The 11,794-nt window shown below is 40.9% G+C and carries 11 protein-coding genes and 1 pseudogene; 7 read left to right on the forward strand and 5 right to left on the reverse strand.

Annotation, left to right across the window (positions count from 1 at the left end):
- Nucleotides 1–1,226 (forward strand): annotated as a pseudogene (locus tag LC653_RS41435) (hypothetical protein); the annotation flags it as partial.
- Between the two features lie 70 nt (nt 1,227–1,296).
- Here the strand turns inward: LC653_RS41435 and LC653_RS41440 are convergent.
- Together LC653_RS41440 and LC653_RS41445 are read right to left on the reverse strand one after the other, a co-directional pair.
- Nucleotides 1,297–1,548, reverse strand: a complete 252-nt coding sequence (locus tag LC653_RS41440) for a hypothetical protein (protein WP_229501114.1) — start codon at nt 1,546–1,548, stop codon at nt 1,297–1,299.
- 22 nt (nt 1,549–1,570) lie between these two features.
- Entirely contained in the window at nt 1,571–1,831 is a 261-nt protein-coding gene (locus LC653_RS41445) for a hypothetical protein (RefSeq protein WP_229501115.1), read from the reverse strand.
- A gap of 241 nt (nt 1,832–2,072) precedes the next feature.
- On the opposite strand from LC653_RS41445, the gene LC653_RS41450 reads away from it, so the two are divergent.
- From LC653_RS41450 to LC653_RS41465, 4 genes are all read left to right on the forward strand, one after another.
- Nucleotides 2,073–2,660 (forward strand): hypothetical protein, encoded by a 588-nt coding sequence (locus tag LC653_RS41450; RefSeq protein ID WP_229501116.1) that lies wholly within the window; start codon nt 2,073–2,075, stop codon nt 2,658–2,660.
- A 62-nt stretch (nt 2,661–2,722) separates the two neighbouring features.
- Complete coding sequence (locus LC653_RS41455; protein WP_229501117.1) at nt 2,723–3,952, forward strand: Alr2735 family protein; 1,230 nt, start codon at nt 2,723–2,725, stop codon at nt 3,950–3,952.
- A 48-nt stretch (nt 3,953–4,000) separates the two neighbouring features.
- Nucleotides 4,001–5,125, forward strand: a complete 1,125-nt coding sequence (locus tag LC653_RS41460) for a DNA cytosine methyltransferase (RefSeq protein ID WP_229501118.1) — start codon at nt 4,001–4,003, stop codon at nt 5,123–5,125.
- A 192-nt stretch (nt 5,126–5,317) separates the two neighbouring features.
- On the forward strand, nt 5,318–6,175 hold the full coding sequence (locus tag LC653_RS41465) for a macro domain-containing protein (protein WP_229501119.1): 858 nt from the start codon (nt 5,318–5,320) through the stop codon (nt 6,173–6,175).
- 23 nt (nt 6,176–6,198) lie between these two features.
- On the opposite strand, the gene LC653_RS41470 is transcribed toward LC653_RS41465, so the two are convergent.
- On the reverse strand, nt 6,199–7,617 hold the full coding sequence (locus tag LC653_RS41470) for a DUF4062 domain-containing protein (RefSeq protein ID WP_229501120.1): 1,419 nt from the start codon (nt 7,615–7,617) through the stop codon (nt 6,199–6,201).
- A gap of 516 nt (nt 7,618–8,133) precedes the next feature.
- On the opposite strand from LC653_RS41470, the gene LC653_RS41475 reads away from it, so the two are divergent.
- The gene (locus LC653_RS41475; RefSeq protein ID WP_229501121.1) at nt 8,134–9,339 is read left to right on the forward strand and encodes an AIPR family protein; all 1,206 of its coding nucleotides are present in this window, start codon (nt 8,134–8,136) and stop codon (nt 9,337–9,339) included.
- Between the two features lie 301 nt (nt 9,340–9,640).
- Here the strand turns inward: LC653_RS41475 and LC653_RS41480 are convergent, their stop codons facing one another.
- The gene (locus LC653_RS41480; protein WP_229501122.1) at nt 9,641–9,868 is read right to left on the reverse strand and encodes a hypothetical protein; all 228 of its coding nucleotides are present in this window, start codon (nt 9,866–9,868) and stop codon (nt 9,641–9,643) included.
- Between the two features lie 163 nt (nt 9,869–10,031).
- Between LC653_RS41480 and LC653_RS41485 the strand changes: the two genes are divergently transcribed.
- Complete coding sequence (locus LC653_RS41485) at nt 10,032–11,099, forward strand: tyrosine-type recombinase/integrase (RefSeq protein ID WP_229501123.1); 1,068 nt, start codon at nt 10,032–10,034, stop codon at nt 11,097–11,099.
- An 88-nt stretch (nt 11,100–11,187) separates the two neighbouring features.
- On the opposite strand, the gene LC653_RS41490 is transcribed toward LC653_RS41485, so the two are convergent.
- On the reverse strand, nt 11,188–11,748 hold the full coding sequence (locus LC653_RS41490; protein WP_233718923.1) for a hypothetical protein: 561 nt from the start codon (nt 11,746–11,748) through the stop codon (nt 11,188–11,190).
- Nucleotides 11,749–11,794: the final 46 nt, after the last annotated feature.

Below are 11,794 nucleotides of genomic sequence, written 5' to 3' on the forward strand. Positions count from 1 at the left end.
TTGCTTGTGGCAGAGTTTTTGGTGAGAGTTTTTTGTCAGCTTGGGCAAACGGTTTGACGCGACTGGCCTCTCGTGAAGCATTTCCTTCGGATCGAGCTTCGTTTTTTTATCGACCTGTAGAACTGTTGGGTATATCGCTTGGTGTAAGCTCTTGCCCAAAGGTTCGCCCTGAAGACTTGCGTTGGTTGCAGGATGTATTAGCAGAGGGAGAACAGAGATTAGTTCATGGCGAATTATGGACATTTATCCTCGGCATTTATGCAGCAAAAATTCTTTCTGTATCTTGGAAGCTGAAAAATCTACCGTTGCCAGAAGAAATGACTATTGATGAACTGGCCCTGGTTAAGTTGATATGTCCTTTTCATTCATATTTGGCTCAAATAGTTGGTTTTAGAGTGCTTGAAAGTGAAATAGATAAGGCTTTACTTTCTAGTTGTATAACAGTATCTGTCTCGGCGCATGACACTTCTCATGCTGCTGTACTATATCTTTCTCTGCAAAAAACTGTTAACCAGGTGTTTCTGGCAAGCTGGGAGCATTACTTTCAAGTTGGTAACAGCATAAAACAACCAGTGAAATTAATTAGGTTTCTTTGCGATCGCTTCCATCTTGTTGCTGGACAGCTTCAGTCTCCACATTACGGAATTGAAATTACTGATGAGTACGATGTCCAAGAAATCTTGGACTCTCTATCGCAGCTTCGTTCAGATACTGATGCTGTAGTGGCTAAGGTGATAGATGCAATGAGGCAGAAACTTGGTAATCAGATAATTAATAATCAAAAAATTATGATTACAGGAGGTAATGTTACCATGAGCAACAATCAAAATTATGTAGAAACTATGTCAGAGCGCAAAATAAATATCAACCAAAGTGGGGCATCAATTGGTGTTGGCTATAGTGAGAACGTTGAGGCAAATCAACTCGGTGGCACTATAAACAACTATCCTTCGGAGCAGAAGCAGACTCTTGCAGAAGCAGCCGCAGAGATACAGCAGCTTCTGCAACAGCTAGAGCAGACTTACCCCACCAACACCACAACAGGGCAGATGGTAGTAGCGACAAAAGTTATTGAGCGTATAGAAAGTGACCAAATTTTGAAACAACGGGTTGTCAACGCAGTTAAAGAAGGTGGTCTTCAAGCGTTCGAGAAAGCCATTGATAACCCTGTAGGTGCTTTTATTGTAGGAGCGATTAAAGGTTGGGCAGAAGCTGAAATTGAGTGATGTCTACTGCTAATTTAACAAACACTCCCAGGTTTTGAGCATTTGGTCAAGTTGCTCCTTTGTCGCGCGTTCAAATTGAATTTAATTCCGTCGCCAGTTGCTCTATACTCGCAAAATTCCGCGACCACGAGTTGCCAATTAAAAATAGCCGCACTGATATTGCCTCCGGTTGCACCTTCGCTATATCGAGTAACAGCTGCATAACAGCATCTGGTTGTAAATAATCTAACACTCCATGAACCGAAACTAGCCACAGGCTATTTGGAGCGTAAAGTTTTGTCAGTTCTAGTTCTGCTAGATTGCGATCGCAAAAATAATTCAACCTATACAGCCCGACGAATTACCTAACTATCAGAATCAAGGCTAGCTTCCAATTCTTCGATAGAAATATCTTTATATCGTGCATATTCTGCGAGTTGCTGATTAATAGTTTCAAAATTTGCTTCTATCCTTGCAGCGATGATTTGGGCGGCAAACGCAGCAGGGGAACGGCCCCGAAGCTTTGCCCAAAGCTTTAACTTCCGAAAGTCATACGGGGATAGGGTAATTGAAAACCGAACGTTATCCTCTGCCATGTCTAATACTTCTTCTCGCTGTGTCTTCATTAATGTACATCCTCTTTATTATCTCTTGCGATGGTCTAGTGATGCTTTACAGAATCTATTTTCCTATTTTAACGTAAAATTTGCTTGACAGACTCTCTAGAGATTCTCTAGAGTTATATTTATCCAAATAGAATTTACACACAAACGAAAATACTTGTGAAATGCAAGAAAAAATTCAATTTTAGCTTTGAGCCAAAAAGTTAAACACTTAGTCAACCCTTGACCCATAGGAATCTCTGCCATGAACCACTACAACACCCTCAAAATCCTACCAACTCAGGGTTTAGAACCAAGGCAATTTCTACGCCACTGTTTTGATATCGCCGAACTCACTCCCAGAGAACTGCTGGAAGAAGAAACCGACTCGCAATACCGCAAAAAATGTATCACTGTACTGTGTGCAGTCTTAGGTGTACAAAGACCAACAGTTCGCAAGTGGGGAAGTGACCTCAACTTTGACGGGATACCCAACTACTCCAAAGTTTCACTTGCTTACATTCATGCCGCCGAAATTGTGCCAAAGCAGCTAAAGAGCATCTTGAGAGGAGAATACAACGCACCAGAAGTAGATGCTCAAACGTTTCTAGAAAAAATACTCCTCGAAGGGTTAAGCGAACAACAAGTATTACAAACTGTCTCTCACGCCAATTTTCGCGCAACTTGTGTCAAAACTCTCACGCAAGTATTACATATTGGCACCAAGTCAGTCCAAGATTGGGGTCAGGATATGTCGTTTCACAAAATGCCCAAAATTCACAAGTACACCTTGGGCTATGCCTTGGCTGCTATCTCCAAATCATCATCAGAAAATTGGGAAAAAGCGGCCTGACTTATTTAACTAGTCGAATTAGGAAACTTGGTCTTAGAGATTAAGACCGCGCATACAATATCATGACTACAACAACTTTTGCAAATAAATTATACGTCGAGCAGCATCAGGTAGACTCCAATCCTACCACCCACATAGAGCAAAGTACCCTAGAGTACCTCCATACGGCTTTCCTACTCTATGAGTACAAGCAGACTTACACTAAAAAAGAATATCGCGCACTGTTAGAAGAGTACGGTTGGGATAAGGGCAGTGGTGAGGAAAGGCGATCGCTGCGGATTGCCGAGAATTTTCAAACATTTATCAGTTGCCCGGAACACTTGGCGGTTTTACCAATATCGCTACTACTTCGGTTATGTTCTGTGAACTACAAAATCCTAATTGATCAATTGAAAGGTATTCCTATTGGTGGATTGACTTGTGGATTAGTGTTAGAACTGATTGAGAAAAGAAGATTATTTCTCAGAGCCATGAATCAAGAAAGAAAAGATGGCAACTGGCGAGCAACACCAGATGGAAATAGATATTACACCTTCGGCAAAATTATGGAGGATGACCACCAAACAGGAGTGTTTACCGAGAAGTTAATAGAGGAATTGGGACTGTCACCACAGCGAATTGTCAGAAAGGCGATCGCTGATTTATATGAAAAGCATCAAGCTGAAATAGCCAAGAATGAAATCGGCTTTTTTGAAGAACTAATCCCTTGTGAACAACCCACTGACACCATAGAAAAATTGATTCCTGCCAATGATGAAAGTGTCGTCAACCCAATAAACCTTCAGGTAATGCAGCGAGAACTTGAAACCTTGTGGCAAAGGGATACAGAAAAATATGACTGCGAAGAATACCTGGAAGAACCTGAAGAGTCAAACATTGACTTTGAAGAAGATGAGATTGAGGCAGTAGAAAGTAAATTAGCTGGGATGTTCGGTACAAATGAAGTCCCAGCAACTGATGCAGAAGTCCTCGCAGACATATTGCGGAAAGCTTCAGATTATTCCTCAGTGCGCCGGGGGCTATGGCAATATCAACAAGTTAAAGAAGAAGCTTGGAGCCTCCTCTCGGATTCCGAAAGGAAATCTGTATGGCAGATGCTTCCAGAGGCAATCAAAAAGCTTAGTAATGCCAAGCGTGAAGGGTTGATTGTCAACTTTTATGAGATGGAGTCAGAAGGGGTATATAAAGTCTTCACTATAGATTACCCACTAATAGAAGAAACAGTTAGTAATAGTCGGTTAGACAGATGGTTGGCAGACTTAAAACTCAGGCAGAACTCCGATTGTAATTGACATGTGTTAAAAGCCAAGTGCAAGAAATTAACATTAATTAGAATCTCGATGAACTCAACAGCAACAAACAAAAAAATAGCTGTTAGCCTATTCTCCGGGGTGGGTGGATTTGACTTGGGATTTAAAGCAGCAGGATTTGAAATAGCGATCGCCATTGATAACAATCCCATCGCCCTAGCAACATACCAACATAATTTCCCGCACGCCACAGTTTTGTGCAAAGACATTCAGAAGGTGACAGGGGAAGAAATACGCGCCCATATTCAGGCGAAGTATGTAGATTGGGATGGGGAAATTCATGCAGTTTTTGGTGGCCCACCATGCCAAGGATTTAGCATTGCCGGACTGCAAAATGTTGAAGATGAGAGAAACTCATTGGTGGGGGAGTTTGTACGCCTGGTGTTGGAACTCAATCCCCTTGCGGCAATCATGGAGAATGTGCCGGGGATTGAAAATCAGAAGTTTGGCTGCATTACTGCTAACCTCCAAGCAGTGCTAGAAGAACATTATTTCCTTAGCAAATGGAACCTGAACGCTTCAGATTATGGGGTTCCGCAAGCTAGAAAAAGGGTGTTTTTTGTTGCATCTAAGTTTGGAGAAATTATACCGCCAAAGCATCAACCTCAACATACAGTTAGAGATGCGATCGCGGACTTGTTGCCAGTCCCCCTACTCCCCAAGCAAAACACTCAAGAATGGCATCCAGATTGGGTGAAGGGAGAATATGCCAAGTATCTTGAAAAAATATTCCCAAATCTTGGTATAGTAACTAACATTGGAACGGGATTCGCAGCGACAACACATACACCAGAAGTAATTCAACAATTCATCAACACTCCCCCAGGTGCGAGGGAAGCTAAATCCAAATCAAAAAAGCTGCAATGGGATGGATTCTGCGTAACGTTAAGAGCGGGGAGTGGCAACCGCACTGCATTACGTCCCCTTCATCCAGAACAGCCACGAGTTATCTCAGTTAGAGAAGCTGCTCGTTTGCACAGTTATCCTGATTGGTTTAATTTCAGTGAGGCAATACTCCACGCCCAAAGAGAAATCGGAAATTCGGTACCCCCATTGCTTGCATATGCTGTGGGAATGCAAGTTAGAGAACATCTAGAATGCAATATCACTTATCAGATTAAGTGCCAAAATTGGCAAAACCTCCATATCAGTTAAATCTGTGGGGTAAGACTTTCGCGCCATACCGACTATCTATGTAAATTCACTGCATATAAAGTATCTTATCGTTATCAGAACTTTTTTATCCTGGCTTTTAGATTTACTTTATAAATAGCCTCTAACAAAAATGATTTATAATTATTGAGTTTTAATTTAATGTTACAGAAGTTCCGCTTATTAAACTTGATTATGGCAATTGAAATTTATTTTAAATTGTTTAGCAAAGTTGGCTTAAAGCGAATTTGGAGTTCATTTGTCAGTTTTTTTGGTTTGGCGGGGTTACTGACTAAACCTGTTTCGCTCTTTTTCCCTGGAAGGCCAGATTTTGGTTGGACAGGCTACTTTGCATTGATAATCATCTGCTTTATTTTCGCTATCTTAAAGTGCTTTCCTCGAAGAAGTTTTTGCCATAAACTATCATCTCCAGATTCAATGGTTGAAGTTAAAGTAGGAGATATTTTTGATGAGAAAGGTCATATTGTAATAGGCACTAATGATGTTTTTGATACTGAATTAGGAGAGATAATTAAACCTTCAAGTGTTCAAGGACAGTTTTTAACCAAAGTTTATGCAAATGATATTGCAAGACTAGACGCGGATATTGAAACAGCACTTGAACCGTTAAGTAATCTATGTAAAGAAGAAACTAACAAAAAGCGAGGTAAAACTGGTCGATATCCCATTGGTACAGCTATAACGCTTGGTACACACGATAAACGTTATTTTTTAACTGCCTATGGTTATATGAATAATGATATAACTGTGCAATCTTCTTCTGAATATATTCTGCAATCTCTTAACAATCTTTGGAAAGAAATCCGCCTCAAAGGTCATAGCGAAAATGTAACCATTCCAATCATCGGCTCCGACTTGGCTCGTACTGGTTTACCAAGGATGGCATTAGCTAAGTTAATTATAGAAGCTTTCGTTATAGCATCTAAAGAAAAGTTTATAACCAAAAAATTAACAGTAATGATATATCCTAAAGATTTAGATTCTATAGATTTATATAAGTTAGAGGATTTTTTAGAATCAGCTTGCTTTTAGAATACTAACTATAACCTTTCCAATTATAAAGTACATTTACCTTTTACCTTTAATGTTTTTGGCTCTTGATTTGCGTAAATATTCTGCATCTTTCCACTAAAATCAATTGATACAACATTTTGATTAAGACTGATGTTAAATTTTAATATATGCTCAACTATATTTTTGCTTTTCAAAAGATGTACTGCTGCCAGTCGCGCATTGATTAAAAACATTTTTGGCTTATTCTTCCACTTCTTCCATATATCGCTAAAAATAAATTTTTCCAGCTTTATTGAATAGCTACTTCCTGTAAGCATATAATTCAGCATAGGATTATTGGCTTGATTTTGATTATCCTGAATTTCATTTAATAGTAAAAAACGTATTTGTAGCTCGGCAATTTGCTCTGTACTGTAGTTGTTATAACTAGCTATATTATAATTGTTAGACTGTTGTATTGGTTTCAATGTAACTATGCAGGAAGTTTTGCCTTTGATAGAATCAGTTTCAATACTCTCCACTTGTACCATAGATGCATCATTTTGGTAGCTATAAGAAACAAGCCTGTTACCGTAGCGATGGTTGGTTTGTAGGTATCGTAGATTAGTTTCCTGTTCTGAATTTATAATCGGTATGTTAAGAATCAGCTTTCTATTAACATCCTGAAAAACTGATTTAGTTTCAAACAAATTGTCATCAAGTAAAACCCAAGCACCAGAAGTACTTATGCTTTTGCTATTATTAGTTTTTGGTTTAGCAGTGGTTTTACTTTTGTTAGTGGCAGATTTTATTTCTTTTATTGGCTTCCTGGAAATTAAACTTGCTTGATTAGAATTATTCGCTACCTTTGTTTGATCTATAGGCTCTTTTTTCTTGGGTGAAACAGTCTTAGTTTTTGAAGTAGTACTACTCTTCCTAGTTTTTTTATTACTATAATCATTCAACCATAGAGTAAGTTGATCGTGTAACTGACTTTTAAAATTAGAAGGGTTTTTATAGTCTCTGAATAAACCGTACCTATTATTTATATACCTAGTTCTAAATCCCTTTACTTTCGCCTGCTGCTGTTTATCTTCCTTCTTCTTTACATCTTGCTTCATTGAGCCAGAATAAAACCATATATCAGGCTTACCTCTTTCCTTGTGAGCTTTTCTAGCTAGTGTAAACTCCTCAACTGTTCCAGATGCATGACGCTTAGTAGGACTTCCAAAGCGGTCTTTCATAATTAGGATAAATAAATCATATTCATCCATTTTGCCTATCTGCTCGTTGATAATTGCCTGACCGTCTTTACCGTATCCAGGATATGCATTTTCAGAACATTTTACTTCTAGTCTTACATTTTTATCTTGAGCTACAGTACGATTAATTGTTGCGACGACTTCTTTAACATAATTTCTTTCCGTCTGTACATCGCCTGGAGAAGCTAGAAAAATTTTTATTAGTTCTACTGTTTTCATAGATACTTCGCTAGTAGGAAAATTGCTTATTTACGGATTAATTTGGTTTATTCTTTAGTTTAGTTTTAACGGTTATAGCTTGCCCGTCAAGTCTTCCTTATTTAGCTCAATTAGTCTAATTTTAGTGTAAATATCCAGTACTTGTTTAGACTCTCTCGTCAACTGTGGCGATCGCAGATAAATTGTCACTTAAAGAAAAAGATGGCCGGAATTAAAGGATAAAGTGGCCGCCCTAAAAACCTGGAATGCTTATTTTTGCGTCGCCCTACTTTCGCCATACTTTACAAGCGATCGCATTTAGACAAAATTACAAAATACGCCTTATGTGAATTAAAAATGCCCTACCGATAGCAAGGGTTTCAGGCTGTGGTTTAGCCAAGATGTTTAGCTATGTTGACGTATTTACGCCTTTCCAGACTCCAACTCACATAAGCCGTAAAATATAATCTTTAAGCGCGAGCTTCTTCCCACGAGAAGAATAATTGAGAATGTATCGCTAAGATGCAGAAACCACCCATGCCGAAAAACTGGATTATTAAAGTAGACAACTATTTCCATGCAAACCCCAATTGCATCATCGCCACCGCCCATGTGGCCACGTTTCCCGCAAACCTACCCCTAGAACCCAACATCCGGGAACCTAACCGCAAAAGTGCGACATACCGACAAATCTTTGACTCTGTGACGACTCAACCAGAAAAATTCTTCTCTCGTCACAGTGGAATCGTTCTGTCAGCCAATAAAGTTAAACCTAGCAAAAACAAAACTGAACTGGAGCTAGAAGTCTTAGAAGCTAGCGAGGGGGGTAGCGATGGCATTATCAATGGAGGTCACACAGTTTTAGCGTTTGAGCAAGCTAAAAATTACAAATATGACCTAACTCAAGCCAGAGTCAAAGTTACCATCCACATTGGCCTCCAGGAAGAGGAGGCTAAAGATATCGCCCTCGCATCCAATACTACAACACCAGTAGATTCTCGCTCCAAAGTGAACGCTAGGGGAGATTACAAATTTATCAAGCAGTATTTAGCCCAGTTAGAACGGAAAGAAGATAGAAAATTCAGAATAGCCTATTACCAAAACCAAAGCGGCGCTCCAAGAAATGCTCAATGTAATGTTAACCATTTGTTCAAGCTGATCAACTGCCTCGACAGAAATAGATACAATCCCGACGGCAATAAACGAAGCAAGCACCCTACAGGTACGAATACCCCAAGCCAAATCACAGACACTGAGAGGGAAAGATTAACTCTTCTATTACCTCTACTTCCCAAAGCTCTGTGGATAGAGCAAAGACTGTACGAAATTATCCAAGAACATATCAGCAACCCCAGAAGAAAGGGTGTCAACGATTTAGCATCAATCGATACACGCAAAACTACCCTTCTCCCCGACAGCAAGTACTCGTTTGGGTTTGGTGCGCCAACTGACCTGGCGCTACCCATAATTGCATCCTATCGGGTATTCCTAGACCAAGACTATAACTGGATTATTCCTTTTGAGGAATTCGCCGAAGATTTTCTCCAACACCTGTGGGTTAACTATTACCGTAAATACTTGATATCCGAGAAAACAGCAGGAAATACAGTGGGGACTAAAATTTGTCGCAACTCAGAAATTTGGGAAAGTCTGTACATTTCGGCCCAAAGTTATTTAAACCAGCATTTGGTGAAAATTGTCAACTCCGCCAAGCGTGAAGAATTAACGCTGACACCAAGCTAAAATGTCCACTTAACAATTAATTGTCATCTAAAAAGAGATTATGGGCATTTTCTGGAATGCCAGTCTCTAGGCAAAGCCTAATTGTGTTGCGATCACCTACGGTGGGCGCTTTGTGCCATCGCAGCGCAAGGGATTTTCAAAATACAGGTTCTGTGGGTTAGCAATTACCGTCTACCCCTAAAACCTGTAGCCTTTACTAGAAAAGGATTTCCGAATTTCAATAACAAATTAGACTTGACACGATGGATTTTACGGCGTACCAAGGTAGGTAAATTGCGCTTTCACGAGAATTATCTGCACTTTATTGGTGCCATCGCAAGAAGGCGGGGCGTAAGCCCATCGCACTCCTAAACAGTTGCTCCCGTTCACCTGCGGCTACTTGGGAAGAAGCTAACAGCACCAGCTTCCGGAACAAACACGGGCGGTGAATTAATGTCAGAATGTCTATTCCAAGAGTAGTTTTGGATACTGAGCCTGATGAAGGCCCTTGCAAAGGAATATCAGAAAACCGACTCGTGCGTTCACACAAGTTAACATTTCAATTAATTTGGCAAAACCCTTTTCGTTAGTAGTGAGTAGAGTAACAAGGGAGAGTAGAATGAGACTAAAAATGTCTGGGAACAGACGTTATCGGACATTTTTTGGGGGTGGATAAAACGGGTTTGTCCCGCGTATTATTTTGAGGCTGTGTGATGACGTTATCACGTACAGACGCAGGTGTAGATACAGAAGAATTAGGGGTTGTAATCGCTCAGTTATCACCGGAACAACTAGCGGTGATCAAAGCAACGGTCGAAGCGGTGGTACAGGCAACTGGCACACCCAAAATCACTGGGGCGGAAACCACCAGCGAACTGTTTTCTAGTTGGCTCACCAGTAGGGAGTCAGAGCAAACTGTGCGAGCATACCGAAATGACGTGATGCACTTTGTTCAGTGGCGACTAGGCATTGACTATCCAGATTTAGATAATTTAAACTTGCACACCACCACCAAAGAAGATGTGGACAATTACAAAGCCCACCTACTTAAAAAAGAGAAAACAGGGGAAATTGCCCGTGCTTCCGTCCGCCGTCGTCTTGCTTCCCTTAAAAGCTTTCTGCGCTACGCTTGTGATGTAGGCTACTTGCGGGCAAACCCTGCAATGTTGTTGAAAGTACCTCCGGAGCGTAAAAAGATTAAGGAGCGCACCCTGACTGAGACTGAGATTGAAATCCTATTCGATGCAGCTGCACAAGTTGTAGAACAAGCCCCCACTTCTCACAAAAAGATACAGGCGCAACGCAACCAACTAATTCTGGAGCTTTTTTACTACGGTGCTATTCGGGTAGGTGAGAGTAGTTTAACCTGGGCTACCATGCATTCAAATCAGTCTGGGCTACCTTACATTAAAGTGGTAGGCAAGGGAGACAAGGAGCGCGATGTTCCCATACCAATAGAACTTTACCAGTACCTTTTAGCTAATCGACAACATGCTAAAGACAAAACCGAGCCGCTTTTCACAAGCCAAAAAACGGGTGAACCCATTTGCGATCGCCACATCCGCCGCATCATCAAATCCATTGCCGAAGTAGCAGGGTTAAGTCGCATCCCCTCCCCACACTGGTTGCGGCACAGCCACGCCACCCACGCTGCTAAAAACACGCCTATTCACATCATCACTAAAACGCTGGGACACTCGTCAGGGAAAATCACGATAGACAACTATCTACACGTGGGTGAAGATGAAGCTAGCTCTCTTAACCTCAAACGATATCGCTGAGGCTTTGTGAGACATGCCCCGATTAGAAATTAGCGGCGATCGCCACGTAGCCCATCGCGCCACTACCCCAGAAATGTGAACGCTTGCGTCACCTGAGCGGATGATACAGTTCGTCAAGAGCATTCCATTCCCAACCCACGCTCATTGGGTCGCGGTTACGTGACCAACTCAAAAATTCTTTGGCGCTGAGTTTTTCTCTTTCAGCAATCAGGCTTTGGGGGCTAACACCGAGTCTTGGAGCAAGACTTTCGTTTGTCCTGGGTTGTAATTCAACTTGTGTTTGTTGGTATGGGTGCACTTGTCTTCGCGGTTTGTTGTTGCCCAATCTCCCAGAGGCGATTGCCCGTTCGATTAGCTCCAGCTTTTTGGTGATAGCTTCAAGTTTTGTTTCCACCGAGGAGCCTTGATCAGCAAGATGGGATTCCAGTTTCTCCAGCTTTTTCTCTAGCTGTTTGACTGATTTACTGCCTGCCGTTACATCGATATCATTATTGATATCAAATTTTATTAGTAATTCCTCTAAGGCTTGCAGCAAGGCAATTGTATGACCCTGCCTGTGTAGTTTTGATAGCGCTCTTTTATGTCTCTGGTGAGAGAAAAATGCTCTGATTTGCTGAGATTTTTGAAATTCCTTGAAGACTGTGAACAATACAGGCGCTGCTATGTCGGAAATATTGAGAAGTAATCAAATATAT

The organism is Nostoc mirabile CHAB5784 (genome assembly GCF_020829645.1).
GTDB lineage: Bacteria > Cyanobacteriota > Cyanobacteriia > Cyanobacteriales > Nostocaceae > Nostoc > Nostoc mirabile.

Excerpts from the sequence above, each read along its gene's own strand:
- LC653_RS41470 (WP_229501120.1), bottom strand. The coding sequence starts at position 7,617 with ATGAAAACAGTAGAACTAATAAAAATTTTTCTAGCTTCTCCAGGCGAT.
- LC653_RS41450 (WP_229501116.1), top strand. The coding sequence starts at position 2,073 with ATGAACCACTACAACACCCTCAAAATCCTACCAACTCAGGGTTTAGAA.
- LC653_RS41445 (WP_229501115.1), bottom strand. The coding sequence starts at position 1,831 with ATGAAGACACAGCGAGAAGAAGTATTAGACATGGCAGAGGATAACGTT.
- LC653_RS41455 (WP_229501117.1), top strand. The coding sequence starts at position 2,723 with ATGACTACAACAACTTTTGCAAATAAATTATACGTCGAGCAGCATCAG.
- LC653_RS41460 (WP_229501118.1), top strand. The coding sequence starts at position 4,001 with ATGAACTCAACAGCAACAAACAAAAAAATAGCTGTTAGCCTATTCTCC.
- LC653_RS41485 (WP_229501123.1), top strand. The coding sequence starts at position 10,032 with ATGACGTTATCACGTACAGACGCAGGTGTAGATACAGAAGAATTAGGG.
- LC653_RS41475 (WP_229501121.1), top strand. The coding sequence starts at position 8,134 with ATGCCGAAAAACTGGATTATTAAAGTAGACAACTATTTCCATGCAAAC.
- LC653_RS41465 (WP_229501119.1), top strand. The coding sequence starts at position 5,318 with ATGGCAATTGAAATTTATTTTAAATTGTTTAGCAAAGTTGGCTTAAAG.